Origin of the sequence: Streptomyces sp. NPDC015139 (genome assembly GCF_043079785.1) — a bacterium.
Lineage (GTDB): Bacteria > Actinomycetota > Actinomycetes > Streptomycetales > Streptomycetaceae > Streptomyces > Streptomyces albidocamelliae.
The window spans coordinates 672646-692169 of the sequence record NZ_JBIBUW010000002.1; the positions used below are offsets into that span (position 1 = coordinate 672646).

Below are 19524 nucleotides of genomic sequence, written 5' to 3' on the forward strand. Positions count from 1 at the left end.
CTGGGGGGGGGCGGCCGGGGGGGGGGCCGGCGCGGGCGGGGGGGGGGGGGGCGCGCCCCCCCCCGCCGGGGGGGGGGGGGGGGCGGCGCCCCCCCCCCCCCCCCCCCCCCACGGCCCGTTTCACGTGAAACCGCGCCCGCGCGACCATGTGAAAAATGCCCTCCAGCACCCACTTGCGCAGGTCGGAGGGCATTCACCGGGTGGAGCCTAGGGGAGTCGAACCCCTGACATCCGCCATGCAAAGACGGCGCTCTACCAACTGAGCTAAGGCCCCGGGAAGCAGCGACCGGCCGGAGGAATCCCGGTCCGGCGGTTGCCGGTGACCAGAGTACCGGGTCACCCCCCGTATCCCGCAAAAAGATTGGGGGTCCCCGTGGATGACCACTCTCCGTAAGATGCTCGACGTGGTTCGCTACAGCGAACCGCGGTTTTTCAGGGGAAGCGATGGGGAGACGCAATGGACGCCGCACAGCAGGAAGCCACCGCGAGAGCGCGGGAGCTGCAGCGGAACTGGTACGGGGAGCCGCTGGGGGCGCTCTTCCGTAAGCTCATCGAGGATCTCGGGCTCAACCAGGCCCGGCTCGCGGCGGTCCTGGGACTGTCCGCTCCGATGCTCTCGCAGCTGATGAGCGGCCAGCGCGCGAAGATCGGCAACCCTGCCGTGGTCCAGCGGGTGCAGCTGTTGCAGGAACTGGCGGCCCAGGCCGCGGACGGCAGCGTCAGCGCCGCCGAGGCGACCGAGCGCATGGACGAGATCAAGAAGTCCCAGGGGGGCTCCGTGCTCAGCAACACCACGCAGACCACCAGCGGCTCGGGGGCGCCCACGGTCAAGCGGGTGGTCCGCGAGATCCAGTCCCTCCTGCGCTCGGTGTCCGCCGCGGGCGACATAATCGACGCCGCCGACGCGCTCTCCCCCTCGCACCCCGAGCTGGCGGAGTTCCTCCGGGTCTACGGTGCCGGCCGCACCTCCGACGCGGTCGCGCACTACCAGTCCCACCAGAACTGACCCCGGGGCCCGGCCTCCCGGAGGGGGTCCGGGGCCGGGCCGAGGGCGAGGTTCGACGGGGGAACGGGCGCGGGGCGGGTCACTCATCCCGGCGCGAGGCGCATCGCAGGGGAACGACGGGCCAGGGGGAGGAGCGGCGGACTGTCATGGGTGAGGTCTTCGCCGGCCGGTACGAGCTGGCCGATCCGATCGGACGCGGTGGCGTGGGCGCCGTATGGCGTGCCTGGGACCACCGCCGACGGCGCTACGTGGCCGCCAAGGTGCTCCAACAGCGCGACGCGCACTCCCTGCTGCGCTTCGTCCGGGAGCAGGCCCTGCGGATCGACCATCCCCATGTCCTCGCTCCGGCCAGCTGGGCCGCGGACGACGACCAGGTCCTGTTCACCATGGACCTGGTGGCCGGCGGCTCCCTGGTCCACCTCGTCGGCGACTACGGCCCCCTCCCTCCCGCGTTCGTGTGCACCCTGACCGACCAGCTCCTGTCCGGTCTCGCCGCCGTCCACGCGGAAGGCGTCGTCCACCGGGACATCAAGCCCGCCAACCTGCTGCTGGAAGCCACCGGCACGGGCCGGCCGCGGCTGCGGCTGTCCGACTTCGGCATCGCCATGCGGCTCGGCGAGCCCCGGCTGACCGAGACCAACCTCGTCGTCGGCACGCCCGGCTATCTCGCTCCCGAGCAGCTTCTCGGCTCCGAACCCGACTTCCCCGCCGACCTGTTCGCGGTGGGCCTGGTCGCGCTGTATCTCCTCGAAGGCGCGAAGCCCGACGCGAAGGCGCTCATCCAGTACTTCGTGGAGCACGGCACGCCCGGTGCGCCCAAGGGCATGCCCGAGCCCTTGTGGCAGGTGGTCGCCACGCTGCTCCAGCCCGACCCGGAAGCCCGGTTCCGCACGGCCACGGGTGCCCGCAAGGCGCTCGCCTCCGCCGCGGAACTCCTGCCGGACCCCGGGCCCGACGACGAGCTGATCGAGATCTTCGACCAACTCGGCCCGCTGCCGCCGGGATTCGGACCCGACGGTCCCTTCAAGCGGGCCTCGGGTGTGCGGACCGGACCGGCTCCGGGTGCCGGAACGACCGAGGACGCGGGGAGTCGGGCGAACGCCGAGGACCCGCACTCCGGTCTCGGGGGCCCCGGCGAGGGCGCGCGCGAAGACGGAAGCGGGTCTGCCGCCGGCTCCATGACGGCGGACCACGACTCCTCTCCCGGCACGCACACCGGCTCCATGTCGGAGACGGGCAGCTTCCGGCTCCCCCCGCCGCAGGACCCGTCGCACCCCGGCCTCTTGCCCCGCCCCGCACCCGAGACGGCTGACAACCCTGGCGAGCCCGGTCCGGAGCACCAGCCGCGGATCCCGCAGCACTCGCCCCCGGTCCCGCGGCACTCGCTCCGGGTCCCCCGGCGACCCGCCCATGATCCGACGCCCCCGACGCATCCCCTCACCCCCTCCCCGCAGTGGTACGCCCAGCCCTACGACCAGCCCTCCGCATGGCACGCCGCATCGCACGGGTCCGCTGCGCCGGAACAGCGTGTCGACACCTCCACCGCCTCGTACACCGCTCGAAGCCCGCAGGTTCCCACCCCCGAGGCGCCGGTCTCCGGGCCGCCGCATCCCGCTCCGCCCGTGCGGGGCCGTCGCGCACGCGGGGCGCACGGCCGCCGAACCGGTCCCCCGGCCGGTGTCGCGATCCCGATGCTGCTGCTGGCGCTGGCCTGCTACGCGGTCGGCTTCTGGGCGCTGACCCGCGTCTGAGCCCGCCGGCCCGCCAGCGTCCATCCGCCGAGCACCAGCAGCAGCACGGTGCCCAGACCGATACCGCCGGCCGCGACCAGTCTCATCGCCGGATCGCCCCCGCCCCCGGGGCTCCCGGCCACGGCCTGCTCCCGGTCCTGTGCCGTGACGGTGAAGACGTCCTCCGGCACGGGCTCGCCCGCGTAGTCCGGCCCGGCGTGCGCCCGGCCGTCCACCCGCACCCGCAGCGTCACGTCGAACGGCCCGTCCCCGTAGAGCCCGGTCATCTGCTCGCTGAGGTTCAGGGCCAGGTAGTAGTCACCGGCGAAGCGGACGGAGGTGACCCCGGCGGGGACGGCGTAACGGTTGGCGTACTCGACCGGCGGGACGGGGGCCAGGGCGACGGATTTCCGGGTGCCGGTGTAGCCGAGGGAGGCGTCGTCGACGGAGCCGCGCACCGGGTTGTACAGGGAGAGGTCCAGCGCGCCGCCGACATAGCCGTGCCCGGGTGAGTCGCTCAGTTCGGCGGAGGCGTGCAGCCGGCGGCCCCAGTCGAGCGGCACCTTGTAGAACAGGGTCTCGCCGGGCACGAGCGTGGTGTGCCAGACCCCCTGCCCCACCGGCACGGCGGTCGCGAATCCGGCGCCACCCGCCCGGTCCCCGGCCTCGCCGCCGAGCGGTTCGGGGGTGGCGGAGTCCCAGGTCCGCGGCGCGGTGGTGGAACCCGCCCGCTTCGGTCCGGGCTCCGTGACGGGCGCGATCTCCAGGTCCCAGCGCTGGGCCGAGGCCGTCGCGCCGGGCCCGTCGGCGTCGACGCGTTCGACGAGCAGGTAGTACGTCCCCGCGCCCCGGCACAGCGCCTTGCCGGTCTCCCGCTGCACCAACGCGGTGACCGGGCGTGGGCTGAGGCCGGCACCGAAGTGCGCGGAGGCGTAGGAGCAGGGCACGCCGCCGGCGTCGCGCATGGACACTCGGATGCCGTCGGTGGCGGCGACGGTGGTGTGTGCGGGCGGTACGGCGGTGACGGGGACGTACGCCGTGCCGGTGGCGGTGAGACGGAGGCGGTAGTAGAACTTGCCGTTCCTCGGGAGGGAGCTCCGGTAGGTACGGCCGGGTTCCAGCGCCTCGGCATCGGCGGTGCCCTTGGCGCCCGCGACGGTTCGGGCACCGGGGGAGAAGGCGTACCCGTCCGGCCCCGCTGCCGTGGCGGCGGGCACGCCCGGCACGATGACCAGGCCGTACACCCCCAGCACGACGACGACCGTGCGCGGAATCGCCGGCCTGCCGCGCCGCCACCACGCCGTACGTCCTCGCCGCCGTCGCACGTGCCGCCCCCTGTCGCTCACCACCGCGTTCCCGGACCGCTCCACACGGCCGGGCCGAACCTGACTTGATCGGACCGGATCGGATGGGACCGGGTTGGACCGGAAGGGAACGCGTCGGACCGGCCCGGACGACCGGCCGAAGCCCATCCTGCCCCCGGCACCCCTGCGCCATCCGGGCAATGCGTTCGGCCGTCCGAAAAACCCGGCCCGCACGGCGACGTCCGCCGGGGCCCCGGGACGGCCGCCCGCAACGCGTACCCCACCCCTCGCGGGACCGCAACACGAGACGTCGGGGGCAACGCAAAACCCCGACCGCGAAGGCGGCCGGGGTCTGGTTCAGATGTGGGTGTCGGGACTCACGAACCCGTGGGCACGGAGTCAGTCGCCTCCGTCCACAGGTCCTGCTCGGCGCGATCCGCCTGGATCTGGCGGTACACGAGGAGCCCGCCGATGGCGGCCAGTGCGACCAGGAGCAGCTTCTTCACCGCGCGACCTCGTCTTTCCTTGACGTAGGGGACCTCTGGCGCCCGACTATACACACCGACCGATATCGATCGGTGACCTGCGCCGGGCCTCAACTCCCGCTTCCGGCAGCGCTGTAGCCGGGCCCCGGGCCGATCGGATCTGAGGGTGATCAGACCCGCACACTCCGTGACTTTGGTCCCTCTTCGGTCGCTATCGATGCCATTTCTGACTCTTTGAGCCCTCTTACGTCCATCCGAGTGGTGTTCATCGGAACATCGCCGCGCCACGGGCGGAGGTCCACCACTTCGCGGTCCACATACACATCATGAGGAAAGTACGCAAATCGCCCGACCCGAAAGTGAGGGGCCATGACCCAGAACAAGGTCATGAAGCTGTGGACCGTCATCGTCACCGCCTTCGTCGCGCTGTTCACGGCGCTCGGAATCGTCGCCCCGGCCGCCGCCGCGACGACCGGCCCCAAGACGGAGAGCCCCCGCACCGGCGCGACGCACCGCACGGCCCCCACGATTCCGGCCACGTACCAATGGGTCTGGTCCCATGCCAGCGCCCTGCCCCCCACGATGAAGCAGCGGATCGGGGCCGAGGCCCACGGAAAGTCCCCGAGCTGCCGGCACCGGCCCGGCACCGACGAGATGCAGACGGAGAACCCGGCCGAGCAGGACCCGGCAGCACTCGACTGCTGATCCCCCCAAATCCGCCGCTCCACCGGACAGCTCGGAAGAACGCCCAGCAGGCGAAGCACACGCAGCACCCGCACCCCGCGGCGCACGCGAGGCACGCGAAGCGCGGGAAGCACGGCGCGTAGCCGCGGCGAGCCCTGAGAAACACGGCAGGAACGGCACACAGAACCGCAACGTCTCGACATGAAGGCGACTTGCGTACGCAGCAGTCGATACGGATCGACCCCCGGCCGGGCTAGGCCGGGGGTCTTGCGCTGTTTCCCCGTGCGTCATCCTCGTACGGCAACGCCCCACGCCCCAACGAGAGGTGGTGAGTGCTGCCGTGAGCCGGCGCGTCACCGTTGTCACCGCTGTCCACGGTCCGTCCGCCCGGTTCCTGCCGGAGGCCTACGCCTCACTGCGCGACCAGTGGCTCCCCGACGGCTGGGAGTGGACGTGGGTGATCCAGGAGGACGGCAGGACGGACGAGGTGCGCCCCTACGTCCCGGACGACGAGCGGGTGACCTTCCGCCAGGGCCGTCCCGGCGGTCCCGGTGTCGCCCGCACGATCGCCCTGGCACACGCGGAGGGCCCGTACGTGAAGGTCCTCGACGCGGACGACCGGCTCACCCCGGGCGCGCTGGCCCGCGACCTGGCCGTGCTGGAGGCGCACGGCACCGTCGGCTGGACGACCTCCCGCGTGCTCGACCTGCTGCCCGACGGCACCACGGCCGGCTTCCCCGGCGACCCCGACGAGGGCCCGGTCGAACGCGGTGCCGTGCTCGACCACTGGAAGCGCAACGACTTCCGGGCACCGGTCCACCCGGCGACGCTCTGCGTCCGGCGGGACCTGCTCCTGGCGCTCGGCGGCTGGATGGCCCTGCCGGCCTCGGAGGACACGGGGCTGCTGCTGGCGCTGAACGCGGTCAGCCGGGGCTGGTTCTCGGACCGGGTGGGCCTGCTGTACCGCAAGTGGGAGGGTCAGGCCACGGGCCAGGCGGCCCATGTCGACCCGGCCGAGCGCGCGGCCCGCATGGCCGTCGCGGAGGCCAGGGCCCGCGTGCTGGCGGAGTACGGATGGGCCCGACCGGACCGTCCGGCGGGCCGCTGAGCCGTACCGGCACCGTCCCTCACCGCCGCCGCCCCGTCACTGCGTGAGCCCGATCGCCTGCGAGGGACACTTCTCGGCCGCCTCCCTGACCCGCGGATCCTCGGCGATCTCCGCACGGCCGGCACGTACGACGCCGTAGCCGTCCTCGAAGGCGAACACCTCCGGCGCCCGGTGCGCGCACTCGGCGGAGCCGTAGCACAGGCTGCGGTCGACGGAGACCTTCATGCGTCCTCCAGACGTCGGCGCCCCCGGCCGCTGCGGGCCGTCCGGGGGCGGCTCGGTGGCTTCAAGGACGTCACTGCCCGGCGGAACGTGCGCCGAACCGGCCCGGCGGGCGGTTGTGCGGACCGGCGTGGTGCGCGGCCGCGCGCTACTGCCGGCCGCCCGCCACCGACAGCCAGTGCGCCACCCGGCGGACCGTGGGCTCGTCGAGCCGGTCGGCCAGCACGCGGACCGCCTCACCGTCCTCGGGACCCAGGTCGTACAGGCCCGCCTTGCCCAGAGCGGCCATCAGCACCTGGTGCCGCCGGTCCGTCATGCGCTCGGTCAGCACGGCCGGTCCGGCGAGTCCGTCCGCGGCTGCCACGGGCGAGGCGGCGGCGGGGACGGGTGACTGGGCGGCGGCCGGCGCGTCGTGGAGATGCCAGGCGTCGTCCTTCGGGCCCCACAGGGCGATCGTCGCCTCCTCCCCGCGGGCTCGCACGGTCTGCGTCATGTCCCCGACGGCGTACAGCACGGGTTCCCGGTGGGGGGACTCGGCGGCCACCGTCCAGGAGTTGCGGGAGGGCTGGTGGAACATCGCGACCCAGCGCGGAACGCCGGGCGGTCGCGGGCACCGGGGACGCTTCTCCATGGCACTCACCCCTTCGAGAACGGCCGAGAGGGCGACCGTAGCTGACGTACCGTCAGATTTCCAGGTGGACCCCACCCGCGTGCGGCCTGATCCGGCACCCCGCGACCACCCCGTGCCCGCGTGCTTCTGGTCTCTTCGCGGCCGCCGTGGCACCCTGCCCGCGCCCGGCCCGCAGCCGGACGAAGGAGGCCGAGGATGAGCGGACGGAACGAGACGTCGACCGGATCCGGAGCACCGGAGGAGTCCCTGCGCACCGTGCACGGCGCCCGCGCGCACAGCGCCTACGAGCGTGCGGTGGCCGCCTGCCGGTACGCCGGGGTCGCTCCCGACGCGGCCGAGATCGTGCCGAAGGACCCCGTCGGCAGGGCCGCCAACGCGCTGCGGCTGTCCGCCCGGTCGCTCGCCGCACTCGACGCGAGTGCTCCGGACCCGGCGGCGGACGCCCGCTGCGCCCGCAACACCGCCGCCACCGCGGCCCTGGCCGCCCAGGTGGCCGCGGCCCGGGAGTCCTCCGAGGCCGCCGACGCGGCCCTGCGCGCGGCCCTCGCGGCGTCCGGGGCGGCAGCGGCGGCGGCCGGCGGCACCGCACCGGGACGGAACGCGTCCCTGAACGCCGCCGCCGAGGAGGCGGAACGGCGCGCGGTCGCGGCGGCCCGTGGGGCGGGATGGTCCGAGGCGGACGCGGTGACCGTCTGAGCGTTCCCGGGGCACCGCGACGGGAACAGGACCCTGCCCGCCCGGCACCGGTCCCTCCCCTCGTGGGGACCGGTGCCGAACGGTGCAGGGAGTGCCGGCCCGTGCCATGTCGGCATGGTGGCGCGGGCCGAAGAAGGCAGCCGTTCCCCGCGGTGCTCGTGGGTTCAGCCGAGAGCGTCGTCGCCGATCGCCGCGTCCGGCGCAACACACCGGTGTCGACGCGGGGGAAGTTGACCGAGAACGTTCGCTGCCATGGGCTGTCCCTCCGAGCACCGAGCCGGTGGCCTGTCCGGACGGTTCGTGACGGGTCCGTCACCGGGTTCGGATCCTGCCATCTGTCGCGCCCCGCGAGGAGGTTCCGGTGTCCGGCCCCGGTCTTCTCCGCAGGTCAGCCGTATAAGGTGAGTTTTCCGGTCCGGACGTCCGAACCTGGGGGGAGAGCAGAGGGGTGGGACCTTGAGTTCCGACTCAGGGGCACGAACGGCCTTCGCGGAGCGCCTCGCGCTGCTGTACAAGGAGGCTGGGAACCCTCCCCTCAAGAGCGTCGCCGAGGCGGTCGTACGGCTCCAGCGGGTCGACGAGCGCGGCCGTCCGGTGCGGGTGTCCGCGCAACGGATCAGTGACTGGCGGCGGGCCCGGAACGTGCCGGCCCAGTTCCCCGCCCTCGCCGCCGTCCTGCACATCCTGATCCCGGAGGCGCGCCGGCAGCGGCCCGCCCCCGTGTCCGGCGGCCTGTACGACCTCGCGCAGTGGCAGCGCCTGTGGGAGCGCGCACTGGCCGACCCGGTGGGCGACCGGCCCGCGCCGCCCGCCGAGGAGAACCCGCGGCCGGCGCCCGAGGCCCCGCCCGTCGCCGGTGGCGTCTGCCCCTACCGGGGGCTGGCCCCGTACCGGCGGGAGGACGCACGGTGGTTCTTCGGCCGCGAGCGCAGCACGAACTCCCTGGTGGCCCAGTTGCGCGCCGCGCGGCGGACGGGCGGGCTGGTGATGCTGGTGGGCGCCTCGGGGGCCGGGAAGTCGTCCCTGCTGAACGCCGGCCTGGTCCCCGCCCTGCATGACGGCGCCCTCGACACCCCCTCGGCCGACGCGGCCGGCGACCTCGTGTCCGCGCCGGCCGGTGCCCTGCCCGAGGACCACTCCGCCGACGCGGCCGCCGCCCCCTGCGGGCCCGTGCTGCAGCTCGTCCCCGGCCCCCACCCCCTGGGCGAACTGGTCCGGCGCATCCCGGACCTCGCCCCCGTGGCCGCCGACGCGCGCAAGGCCGAACAGGAGGCCACGGAGAACCCCGCGGCACCCGGCTCCGACGCCCCGCGCCTCGCCCGCGCGGCACGCGAGGCCGTCTCGGCGTGGGCGCGCCGCGAGGCCGCGCCGGACACCCGGCCGGTCGTCATCGTGGACCAGTTCGAGGAGGCGTTCACCCTCTGCGCGGACGAGACGGACCGGCGCACCTTCATCCAGCTCCTGGCCGCCGCCTGCACCCCGCCCGCCGGCTCCCCCGGCCCCGCCCCCGCACTGGTCGTCCTCGGTATCCGCGCCGACTTCTACGAGCAGTGCCTCGCCTACCGCGAACTCGCCGACGCGCTCCAGCACCGCCACATGGTGCTCGGGCCGCTGACCAGCGGCGAGCTGCGGGAGGCCGTGAACGGCCCGGCCAAGGCGGTCGGTCTGGAACTGGAACCGGGACTCGCCGAGCTGATCGTGCGCGAGGTGAGCGCCGACGGCCCGCGCGGGACGCACGACGCGGGCGTGCTCCCGCTGCTGTCCCACGCCCTGCTCGCCACCTGGCAGCGCCGGAAGGCAGGCCGGCTGACCCTCGCCGGCTACCGCGCCGCCGGAGGCATCCAGGGAGCGGTGGCCGCGACCGCCGAGCGCGCCTGGACCGGCCTCGACCCCGCCGCCCGGACGGCCGCCCGGGGGCTGCTGCTGCGGCTGGTCCGGCTGGGCGAGGACACCCAGGCCACCCGGCGGCGGGGCACCCGGCGGCAGCTCGCGGAGGAGTCGACGGACCCCGGCAAGACGGAGGAGTCCCTGGAGGCGCTGGTCCGCGCCCGGCTGGTGACGCTGGACGCGGAGACCGTGGAGATCACCCACGAGGCGCTCCTGCACGCCTGGCCGCGGCTGCGGCACTGGATAGACGACGACCGCAACGACCACCTGCTGCGGCAGCGGCTGGAGGAGGACGGCCGGGCCTGGGAGGAGTCCGCCCGGGACAGCGCGCTGCTCTACCGGGGCTCCCGGCTGGAGCAGGCCGGCAGTTGGGCGCGGTCGGCCGGGGACACCTATCTGACCCGCGGCGCGATGGAGTTCCTCGCCGCCTCGGTCAGGCTGCGCAGGCGCTCGGTGTGGCTGCGCCGGGCGGCGGTGGCGACTCTGGTCGTCCTGGCACTGCTCGCCGGCGGTTCGGCGGTGATCGCCTGGCAGCAGCGCGACGACGCCGTGTTCGCGCAGGTCCTCGCCGAGGCCGACCGGGTGCAGCGCTCGGATCCGTCCCTGGCCGCGCAGCTCGATCTCGTCGCCCATGAGCTGCGCCGGGACGACGAGGGCACCTACAGCCGGCTGATATCGATCGTGAACGCGCCCCTGGCCACCCCGCTGTCCGGTCACACGGGCGCCGTGTACCTCACCTCCTTCAGCCCCGACGGCAGGACGCTGGCCACGGCCAGCTACGACCGCACGGTCCGGCTGTGGAACGTGGCCGACCCGCACCGGCCGAAACCCCTCGGCGCCCCGCTCACCGGCCACACCAGCTGGGTGAGCAGCGCCGTCTTCAGCCCGGACGGGCACACCCTCGCCAGTGCCGGCGACGACGGCACCGTCCGGCTGTGGGACGTGGCCGACCCCGCCCACCCGGTGGCGCTCGGCAGGCCCCTGACCGGTCACACCGGCACGATCTACCTGGCCGCCTTCAGCCCCGACGGACGCACCCTGGCCTCGGCCGGCGAGGACCACACCGTGCGTCTGTGGGACGTGGCCGACCCGCACCGGCCGAAGGCCCTCGGCGTGCTGCGCGGGCACACCGCGGCGGTGCGCTCCGTGGCATTCAGCCCGGACGGGCGGACGCTCGCGGCGGGCGGCGACGACGCCCGGATCCTGCTGTGGAACACCGCCGACCCGCACCGGCCGGAGCGGATCCGCGCGGCGCTCGAAGGCCATCAGGACATCGTCCACTCGGTCGCGTTCAGCCCCGACGGGCGCACGCTGGCCAGCGGCAGCGCGGACGACACGGTCCGGCTGTGGGACATGACCGACCCCCGCCGTCCGGCCGCGCTCGGCTCACCCCTGACCGGCCACACCGGTCCCGTCTGGTCGGTGGCGTTCAGCCCGGACGGCGGCAGGCTGGCCGCCGCGAGCGCGGACTCCACCGCGAGCCTGTGGAACGTCGCCGATCCGGCGTCCCCGTCGCAGGTCGGGGAGTCGCTCGCGGGGAGCAGCGGGGAGATGTACGCCCTGGGGTTCAGCCCCGACGGCCGCACCCTCGCCACCGGCAGCGGGGACGGCAAGGTGCGTCTGTGGTCGGTGACGGCCACCGACATGGTCGGCCGGAGCGGCGCGTTCCGGCCGGACGGCCGGGTACTGGCCACGGCCGCGCGGGACGGCAGGCTGCGCCTGTGGAACGTGTCCCGTCCGGGCCGGCCGGTGCCGCTGGGCAAGCCGTTCATGCGGGCCGACGGCGACCAGCGGTCCCTGGTGTTCTCCCCCGACGGCCGCACCCTCGCCGTGCTCACGGACAAGAAGACCGTCCACCTGTGGAACGTCTCCGACCCCTCGCGCCCGGTCCCCGCCGGGCCGCCCCTGAGGCTGCGCACCCGCTTCATGGGCCCGCACGCGCTGGCGTACAGCCCCGACGGGCGCACGCTGGCCACCGCCTACGACGACCGCACCATCCGGCTGTGGAACGTCGGCGACCCCGCGCACCCCGTCCCGCTGGGCGAACCGCTCACCGGCCACCGCGGCTACGTCAACGCCCTCGCCTTCAGCCCGGACGGGCACACCCTGGCCGGCGGCAGCGCGGACAGCACGATCCGGCTGTGGGACGTCACCGACCCGTCCCGGCCGGCCCGGACCGGCGTTCCGCTCGACAAGCACACCGGGCCCGTCAACGCCCTCGCCTTCAGCCCGGACGGGCACACCCTGGCCAGCGGCAGCGACGACGACACGGTCCGGCTGTGGAACGTCACCGACCCGGCCGCCGCGAGCGCGCTGGGCGCACCGCTGACCGGCCACACCGAGGCGGTGACGTCCCTGACGTTCGGCTCGCGCGGCCGCACCCTGGCCAGCGGCGGCAACGACAACACCGTCCGGCTGTGGAACGTCTCCCGCCCGTTCGCGGCGACCCCCATCGGCCAGTCGATGAGCCCCAACGCCAAGACGGGCAACTTCCTGTCCTTCAGCCCGAACAGCCATGTCCTCGGCGTCTCCAGCGGTGCCGACACGGTCCGCCTGTGGAGCCTGGACGCGGACGCGGCGATCCGGCACATCTGCGCGGTCACCAGGGGCGTTCTGACCCCGGAGAAGTGGCACGAGTACCTTCCCCGTCTCTCCTACGACCCCCCGTGCGGACGATGATCGGCCAACCTCGCTGATTCCCCGCCGACTTGCCCCCACGGACGGCCCAACCTTGTTACCCTTGGCCATGGCCCGATCGCTGGTGCATCCCCCGTCGCCAGCGGTCGGGTCTTTTTTCATGTCCTGAGGCGCGAAGACCGCCCGTGCGGGTCTCTCAGCGGCGGAAGGTGCCAAGACCGTTCGCGTTCAGGTGCTCGATGGTGACGCTCGTGGCGTGGCCGGAGTCCGTGTGGAAGGTGACGCCGGACAGCCCGGCGGCGTTCTCGCCCCGGGTCCGGTAGCTGAAGGTGTCGCCCGAGTAGTGCGTCAGGGGGAACGACATCTTCTGCGGGCCCAGTGTCATGCTCAGCCGGCCGCCGCCGTCGCCGGTGACGGTGACCGGCCCGAAGTACGGGTTGCCGTAGGTGCCCGTGTAGGTGGTGGCGGCCTTGGCCGGTGCCGCGTCGGCGGGCGGCTCGGCGTAGTTCGTGGGGGAGGCGCCCGTGTAGGCGGCGGCTTCGACCAGTTTCTTGTAGAAGGCCGCCCAGTCGACCGTCTGCCTGCCGTGGCGGGCGATGTCGAGGAACGCGGCGGACACCGACTCGGGCACGCCGATGGGCTGTCCGTTGGTCAGCACCACGATGCCGAGCCGTTCGCCGGGCAGCAGGGTCACCTCGGTGGCGGCCCCCAGGTCGAAGGCGCCGGAATGGTTCAGGCGCAGCGCTCCGCCGTCGTCGTAGCCGACGTTCCAGCCGAGCCCGTACAGGCCCGGTTCGCCCGCCGGTGCGAGCGGGGCCATGGAGACGGCGTGGGGGACGCGGGTCTGGTCCAGGGCCGCGGGGTCGATCAGTTGCCTCCCGCCGAGCTTGCCGTTGTCCAGCTGCAGGCGCATCCACTTGGTGAGGTCGTCGACGGTCGAACTCGCGCCGCCCGCGGGTGCCTGGCTGTCGGCGTTCTCGGTGGTGGAGGGTTTCCAGCGGCCGTCGACCTGGACGTGGGCCGAGGCCTTGTCGGCGGCCTTGTCGTAGTCGGCGCGCCGGTAGCTGGAGTGGTTCATCCCGAGCGGCTCGAACAGCGTGTCGGCCGCCAGCCGCGGCCAGTCCGTCTTCGCCGCGTCGGCGACCGCCTCCCCCGCCTCGGTGAAGCCGTAGTTGGTGTAGGCGTAACTCGCCCGGAACGGGGACAGCGGCTCCAGCCGCAGGTGCCCGAGGATGTAGTCGCGCTGGTAGCCCAGGTCCTCCAGCAGGTCACCGGCGTGGTCGGGCAGTCCGCTGCGGTGCGAGAACAGATCCGCGACCGTCACGTGCGCGCTCACGTACGGGTCCTTCAGCGCGAAGCCCGGATCATGGCGGACCACGGGGTCGTCCCAGCCGACGGTCTTGTGTCCCACGACGCCGGCGACGACGGTGGACGACAGCGGCTTGGACACCGACGCCAGCTGGAAGACGGTCCCGGTGCCGACCTTGGCGCTCCTGCCGACCTCACGGACGCCGAAGCCCTTGGCGTACACGACCTCGCCCCGGTAGACGACGCCCACGGCGATCCCCGGCACCCCGGTCCGGCGCATCGCGTCCTCCACCAGCCCGTCGATCCGGCCGACGGCCGCGTCCACCTGTGCCTGCGTCAGCTGCGGCGGCGGCTGCTTCGGCGGCGTGGGCGCGAGCGACGTGGCAGGCGCACTGCCGGTGGCGGCGCTCATGCCGGCACACCCCGACAGGACCGCCCCGAGCATCCCCAGGCATCCCATGGCCGCACCCGTACGGGCCCGTCGGCGGGGCCGTCTCCCCCGACTGTGAATGGCCATGCTCCGCTCCCCTCGTACTCGAGGCCCGTAGAGGGGCCTCGGGGGCACGCCAGCCGTCCGTTCCATACTCGCCGCGGCGGCGGGCCGCGGCACTCGGGCGGCGGCGCGCGGGTGAGGGACGCCGGGCGGACGGGCGCGTGCAGACGCAAGAGACCCCCGGTCCAGGAGGACCGGGGGTCTCTTCGCCATCTGACGGAGGCCCTGTGCCACGTCCCCTCTACGGAGTGAGGCCGTCGATCGCCACGGGGAGGTGGCGGGGGCCTCGCAGGACGGGGTTGAGTCGGTAGGGCGGGGGGTCCGCCAGCAGCCGGGGGTTCTTGATCCGGCGGAAGAGCTGGGTCAGGGCGATCTGCGCCTCCAGCCGGGCCAGTGGGGCTCCGAAGCAGTAGTGGATACCGATGTAGAACCCGAGGTGCTGGTTGTCCTCGCGGTCGGGATCGAAGCGGTCGGGGTCATGGAAACGCCGCGGGTCCCGGTTTGCCGAGGCCAGCATCAGCCAGACCGGCGCGCCCTTGGGAATGGTGGTGTCGGCGATGTCGATGTCGGCCAGGACGGTGGTGAAGGGCACGAACTGGACCGGTGGCTCGTAGCGCAGCACCTCTTCGACGAGCGGAACGGCCAGGGCCGGCTCGTCCCGGAACCGCTTGAGGACGTCGGGGTGACGCAGCAGCGTGAGGGTCGCGTTGCTGATCAGGTTGACGGTGGTCTCGTGTCCGGCGATCAGGAGCAATATCGCGGTGGTCACCACTTCCGGGTGCGACATGCCGCCGTCCGGTCCGGATTCGCGAGCGAGGGGACCGAGGATCCCACTGCCGGGACGGCTGCGCTCGGTTTCGATCAGGTCGGACAGGTAGGCGCCCAGCTCCTGGCGTGCCTCGCCTATCTTCTCCGGCCCGATGCTGGGATCGAGGCCGGACGCGATGGTGTCGGCCCAGCCGTGGAAGCGTGACTCGTCCTCGCGGGGTACGCCGAGGATCTTGCAGATGGCGGTGACCGGGAGGGGGTAGGCGAAGTCGTCGACGATGTCGACCTCGTTCTTGCCCTCGAATGCGTCGAGCAGCTCGGCGACCACCCTGGCCAGGCCTTCGTGCATGCCGTAGATGAACCTGGGGCTGTGCGGGGGACCGAACGGCCGCATCGCCAGATTGCGCATCCGGTCGTGTTCGGGCGGGTCGAGGTGGAGGAAGCTGAGCGGCAGATTCGGGTCCTCATCGGTCGCGGCGGGGCCGCCGGCGCCTGGAGCGCGGTTGCGCAGGTCGTTGCTGAGCAGCGGGTTCGTGGCCAGGCTGTGTACCTCGCGGTACGTGCTGACCAGGTAGGAGCCGTCGTCCTGCCGCGTGACCGGCGACTCGCGCAATGCGGCGTAAAGCGGGTACGGATCGGCGCGATTCGCCGGGTCGATGATCTGGGCGGAGATGGTGCCGAGGTTCATGGTGACTCCCGGGAGCCGACGTTCCGGGGATCCGGATTCGCTCATCGGTGAGCGTCCCCCGGGCGATGATCAACCGATCGCCCAACGTGGGCACACCCACCGAGTCGATGTCGACGCCGAACTGGTGGGACGCCTCGCTTCCAGGATCAACTCCGCGGGAGGGCCCTGCAAGGCGGAAACCCCGGCCCCGTCGGGCACGTATGGGGCAGGGTGAGCGGGAAGCAGTGGGCATGCCGGCCGAGCTTCTGGACGATCCGCTCATCGGCTGATGTCGGCCGTGGATGTCAAAGACCCCCAGCCGCTACCGACTGGGGGTCTTTTCGCATGTGGGGCTAACAGGATTTGAACCTGTGGCCTCATCCTTATCAGGGATGCGCTCTAACCAACTGAGCTATAGCCCCGCCGCGCTCTGCGGTGTGTGTCCCGCGCGCTGACTCCTGAAGATTAGCGCACGACCACGTCAGTCCCAAAATCGGTTGTCGGGGGACCGTCAGGCCGGGATTCCGCAGGCGGTCACTCGTCCTCGGCCAGGGTCAGCTCGATGCCGCCCACGAAGCCCGCGGACAGGTTGTAGATGAACGCGCCGAGCGTCGCGAGCGCCGTGGCCAGCACCACGTCGATGACCGAGATGATCGTCGCGAACATCAGGACGTGGGGGAGCGACAGGAACGCCTGGAGGTCGAAGCCGTTCGCCTCGTTGGATCCGGTCGCCTCCGAGATCGTGCCGCCGACCGTCGAGAAGACGCCCATCGCGTCCATGACCATCCACAGCACCGCCGAGGCGACGATCGTGCAGATGCCGAGCGCGATGGAGAGCAGGAAGCTGACCTTCATCACCGACCACGGATCGGCCTTGGCGACGCGCAGCCGGGCCTTGCGGGTGCGCGGCGCCGTCTTGGCGCCGGTGCGCGGCCGGCGCACGGCGCCGGCCGGGGCCTGCGCCGGGTAGGCCTGGGGCGGGTGGTACGGCCCGGCGGGCTGCTCGGGACGCCGCTCTCCGGGCAGCGGGGACGCCTGCTGGCCCTCGGCCGGGCCGGGCTGGGTCTGCGGGCCGCGCGTGTCCGTCACAGTTCCCCCCTGGGATCCATGCGTGTCGGGTGAGGTCGAGTCGGCCGTGCCCGCGTCGATCTTGCGCAGCTGGGTCGTGTGCGGATCCGCCGCGCGCGCGGCGGAGCCACGGCCGTCGCCGTCCGTCTCCGTACCCGTGGAGGTACCGGCCGATCCGGCGCCCGTGGCTCCGCTCACGATGACTCACTCCTCGTGCCTACTCGGCCGAGGGCGCCTCACCCTCGTCCGTGCCGGTGGTCGCGGCATCCTCGGCGGTCTCGTCGACGTCGCCGTCGACCTCCTCCGCCTCGCGCCCCGCCTCGGCGTTACGTGCGATACCGACCACGGCATCGCGCTTGCCCAGGTTGATCAGTTGGACGCCCATGGTGTCACGGCCCGTCTCCCTGACCTCGTTGACTCGCGTACGAATCACACCGCCGGACAGGGTGATGGCGAGGATTTCATCAAGCTCCTCGACCACCAGCGCGCCGACGAGCGAGCCGCGGTCCTCCACGATCTTGGCGGCCTTGATACCGAGGCCGCCGCGACCCTGGACGCGGTACTCGTCGACGGCGGTCCGCTTCGCGTACCCGCCGTCCGTGGCAGTGAACACGAACGTACCGGGTCGAACGACATTCATCGAGAGAAGCTCGTCGCCCTCGCGGAAACTCATCCCCTTGACGCCCGAGGTGGCACGGCCCATCGGACGCAGGGTGTCGTCCGAGGCGGTGAACCTGATCGACTGGGCCTTCCTGCTGATCAGAAGCAGATCGTCGTCGGCCGAGACGAGTTCGGCACCGATCAGTTCGTCATCGGTTCCGTCCTCGCGCTCCCGCAGATTGATCGCGATGACACCGCCGGAACGGGGCGAATCGTAATCCTTCAGAGGCGTCTTCTTGACCAGGCCGGACTTGGTGGCCAGGACCAGGTAGGGCGCCGCCTCGTAGTCGCGGATCGCGAGGATCTCGGCGATCGCCTCGTCGGGCTGGAAGGCGAGCAGGTTGGCCACGTGCTGGCCGCGCGCCTCGCGGCCGGCCTCGGGCAGCTCGTACGCCTTCGCCCGGTACACCCGGCCCTTGTTCGTGAAGAACAGCAGCCAGTGGTGCGTGGTGGAGACGAAGAAGTGGTCGACGATGTCGTCTTCCTTCAGCTTCGTGCCGCGCACGCCCTTGCCACCGCGCTTCTGTGCCCGGTAGTCGTCCGTCTTCGTCCGCTTGACGTAACCGCCGCGCGAGACGGTGACGACGATGTCCTCCTCGGCGATCAGGTCCTCGATGGACATGTCGCCCTCGTACGGGATGAGCTTGGTCTTGCGGTCGTCGCCGTACTTCTCGACGATCGCGGCCAGCTCCTCGCTGACGATCCCGCGCTGGCGCACCGGGGAGGCCAGGATCTGGTTGTACTCGCTGATCTTCGCCTGGAGCTCGTCGTGCTCCTGGACGATCTTCTGCCGCTCCAGGGCGGCCAGGCGGCGCAGCTGCATCTCGAGGATCGCGTTCGCCTGGATCTCGTCGATCTCCAGCAGGCCCATCAGGCCGTTGCGCGCGACCTCGACGGTCTCGCTGCGCCGGATCAGCGCGATGACCTCGTCGATGGCGTCCAGGGCCTTCAGCAGACCACGCAGGATGTGCGCGCGCTCCTCGGCCTTGCGCAGCCGGAACCGGGTCCGGCGCACGATGACCTCGATCTGGTGCGTCACCCAGTGCCGGATGAACGCGTCCAGCGACAGGGTGCGCGGCACGCCGTCGACCAGCGCCAGCATGTTGGCGCCGAAGTTGGTCTGCAGGTCGGTGTGCTTGTACAGGTTGTTCAGGACGACCTTGGCGACCGCGTCCCGCTTGAGGACGATCACCAGGCGCTGACCGGTGCGGGACGACGTCTCGTCGCGGACGTCGGCGATGCCGCCGATCTTGCCGTCCTTCACCAGGTCGGCGATCTTCTGCGCCAGGTTGTCGGGGTTCACCTGGTACGGCAGCTCGGTGACGACCAGGCACTGGCGGCCCTGGATCTCCTCGACCTCGACCACCGCGCGCATCGTGATCGAACCACGGCCCGTGCGGTAGGCCTCCTCGATGCCCTTGCGGCCCACGACGAGCGCGCCGGTCGGGAAGTCCGGGCCCTTGATGCGCTCCATGAGCGCGTCCAGCAGCTCCTCGTGCGAGGCCTCGGGGTTCTCCAGGTACCACTGGGCACCGGCCGCGACCTCGCGCAGGTTGTGCGGCGGGATGTTGGTCGCCATACCGACCGCGATACCGGCCGAACCGTTGATCAGCAGGTTCGGGAAGCGGGCCGGCAGGACGGTCGGCTCCTGGGAGCGGCCGTCGTAGTTGTCCGTGAAGTCGACGGTCTCCTCGTCGATGTCGCGGACCATCTCCATCGACAGCGGCGCGAGCTTGCACTCGGTGTACCGCATCGCCGCCGCCGGGTCGTTGCCCGGGGAGCCGAAGTTTCCGTTGGAGTCGACCAGCGGCATCCGCATCGACCACGGCTGGGCGAGGCGCACCAGGGCGTCGTAGATCGAGGAGTCGCCGTGCGGGTGGTAGTTGCCCATGACGTCGCCGACGACGCGGGCGCACTTGTAGAAGCCGCGCTCGGGGCGGTAGCCGCCGTCGTACATCGCGTACAGCACGCGGCGGTGGACGGGCTTGAGACCGTCGCGGACGTCGGGCAGCGCACGGGACACGATGACGGACATCGCGTAGTCCAGGTACGAGCGCTGCATCTCCGTCTCGAGCCCGACGGGCTCGACACGCATCACGAGTTCGCCGCCCTCTTCAGGGGTGACAGGGGTGTTCTCGTCGGCCATTGCTGGTGAAGATCCTTCCTGGTG

Annotated in this window: 14 protein-coding genes and 2 tRNA genes; 6 read left to right on the forward strand and 10 right to left on the reverse strand. The window is 72.5% G+C overall.

Going from position 1 to position 19524, the window contains the following annotated elements; all coding sequences use genetic code 11:
* Window positions 1-201: 201 nt before the first annotated feature.
* A tRNA-Ala gene (locus ACF08B_RS07590) sits at window positions 202-274 on the reverse strand.
* 183 nt (window positions 275-457) lie between these two features.
* Between ACF08B_RS07590 and ACF08B_RS07595 the strand changes: the two genes are divergently transcribed.
* Together ACF08B_RS07595 and ACF08B_RS07600 are read left to right on the forward strand one after the other, a co-directional pair.
* Window positions 458-1006, forward strand: a complete 549-nt coding sequence (locus ACF08B_RS07595) for a helix-turn-helix transcriptional regulator (RefSeq protein WP_093476239.1) — start codon at window positions 458-460, stop codon at window positions 1004-1006.
* 146 nt (window positions 1007-1152) lie between these two features.
* Window positions 1153-2757, forward strand: coding sequence for a protein kinase (locus ACF08B_RS07600; RefSeq protein WP_392316519.1), 1605 nt, complete (start codon window positions 1153-1155; stop codon window positions 2755-2757).
* On the opposite strand, the gene ACF08B_RS07605 is transcribed toward ACF08B_RS07600, so the two are convergent.
* Together ACF08B_RS07605 and ACF08B_RS07610 are read right to left on the reverse strand one after the other, a co-directional pair.
* A complete protein-coding gene (locus ACF08B_RS07605; protein WP_392316520.1) occupies window positions 2721-4082 on the reverse strand; it encodes a hypothetical protein in 1362 nt (453 codons plus the stop codon). The genes ACF08B_RS07600 and ACF08B_RS07605 overlap by 37 nt on opposite strands.
* A gap of 335 nt (window positions 4083-4417) precedes the next feature.
* Window positions 4418-4546, reverse strand: coding sequence for a DLW-39 family protein (locus ACF08B_RS07610; RefSeq protein ID WP_003999697.1), 129 nt, complete (start codon window positions 4544-4546; stop codon window positions 4418-4420).
* Window positions 4547-4894: 348 nt separating this feature from the next.
* Between ACF08B_RS07610 and ACF08B_RS07615 the strand changes: the two genes are divergently transcribed.
* Both ACF08B_RS07615 and ACF08B_RS07620 read left to right on the forward strand, forming a co-directional pair.
* Entirely contained in the window at window positions 4895-5230 is a 336-nt protein-coding gene (locus ACF08B_RS07615; protein ID WP_392316521.1) for a DUF6344 domain-containing protein, read from the forward strand.
* Window positions 5231-5537: 307 nt separating this feature from the next.
* The gene (locus ACF08B_RS07620) at window positions 5538-6317 is read left to right on the forward strand and encodes a glycosyltransferase family 2 protein (RefSeq protein ID WP_392316522.1); all 780 of its coding nucleotides are present in this window, start codon (window positions 5538-5540) and stop codon (window positions 6315-6317) included.
* A gap of 36 nt (window positions 6318-6353) precedes the next feature.
* Here ACF08B_RS07620 and ACF08B_RS07625 read toward each other — a convergent pair whose 3' ends face one another.
* Together ACF08B_RS07625 and ACF08B_RS07630 are read right to left on the reverse strand one after the other, a co-directional pair.
* Complete coding sequence (locus ACF08B_RS07625) at window positions 6354-6542, reverse strand: ferredoxin (protein ID WP_392316523.1); 189 nt, start codon at window positions 6540-6542, stop codon at window positions 6354-6356.
* A 145-nt stretch (window positions 6543-6687) separates the two neighbouring features.
* On the reverse strand, window positions 6688-7170 hold the full coding sequence (locus tag ACF08B_RS07630) for a hypothetical protein (RefSeq protein ID WP_392316524.1): 483 nt from the start codon (window positions 7168-7170) through the stop codon (window positions 6688-6690).
* A 195-nt stretch (window positions 7171-7365) separates the two neighbouring features.
* Between ACF08B_RS07630 and ACF08B_RS07635 the strand changes: the two genes are divergently transcribed.
* Both ACF08B_RS07635 and ACF08B_RS07640 read left to right on the forward strand, forming a co-directional pair.
* Window positions 7366-7866 (forward strand): hypothetical protein, encoded by a 501-nt coding sequence (locus tag ACF08B_RS07635; protein WP_392316525.1) that lies wholly within the window; start codon window positions 7366-7368, stop codon window positions 7864-7866.
* Window positions 7867-8322: 456 nt separating this feature from the next.
* Window positions 8323-12432, forward strand: coding sequence for an AAA family ATPase (locus ACF08B_RS07640; protein WP_392316526.1), 4110 nt, complete (start codon window positions 8323-8325; stop codon window positions 12430-12432).
* A gap of 154 nt (window positions 12433-12586) precedes the next feature.
* Here ACF08B_RS07640 and ACF08B_RS07645 read toward each other — a convergent pair whose 3' ends face one another.
* From ACF08B_RS07645 to gyrA, 5 genes are all read right to left on the reverse strand, one after another.
* Window positions 12587-14110: a serine hydrolase gene (locus ACF08B_RS07645; protein ID WP_392316527.1), complete on the reverse strand. Its 1524-nt coding sequence runs from the start codon at window positions 14108-14110 to the stop codon at window positions 12587-12589.
* A 322-nt stretch (window positions 14111-14432) separates the two neighbouring features.
* On the reverse strand, window positions 14433-15647 hold the full coding sequence (locus ACF08B_RS07650) for a cytochrome P450 (RefSeq protein WP_392316528.1): 1215 nt from the start codon (window positions 15645-15647) through the stop codon (window positions 14433-14435).
* 327 nt (window positions 15648-15974) lie between these two features.
* Window positions 15975-16048: transfer RNA gene (locus ACF08B_RS07655), tRNA-Ile, on the reverse strand.
* Between the two features lie 112 nt (window positions 16049-16160).
* Entirely contained in the window at window positions 16161-16892 is a 732-nt protein-coding gene (locus tag ACF08B_RS07660; protein WP_392166042.1) for a DUF3566 domain-containing protein, read from the reverse strand.
* A 19-nt stretch (window positions 16893-16911) separates the two neighbouring features.
* The gene (gene gyrA, locus ACF08B_RS07665) at window positions 16912-19500 is read right to left on the reverse strand and encodes a DNA gyrase subunit A (RefSeq protein WP_392316529.1); all 2589 of its coding nucleotides are present in this window, start codon (window positions 19498-19500) and stop codon (window positions 16912-16914) included.
* Window positions 19501-19524 lie beyond the last annotated feature (24 nt).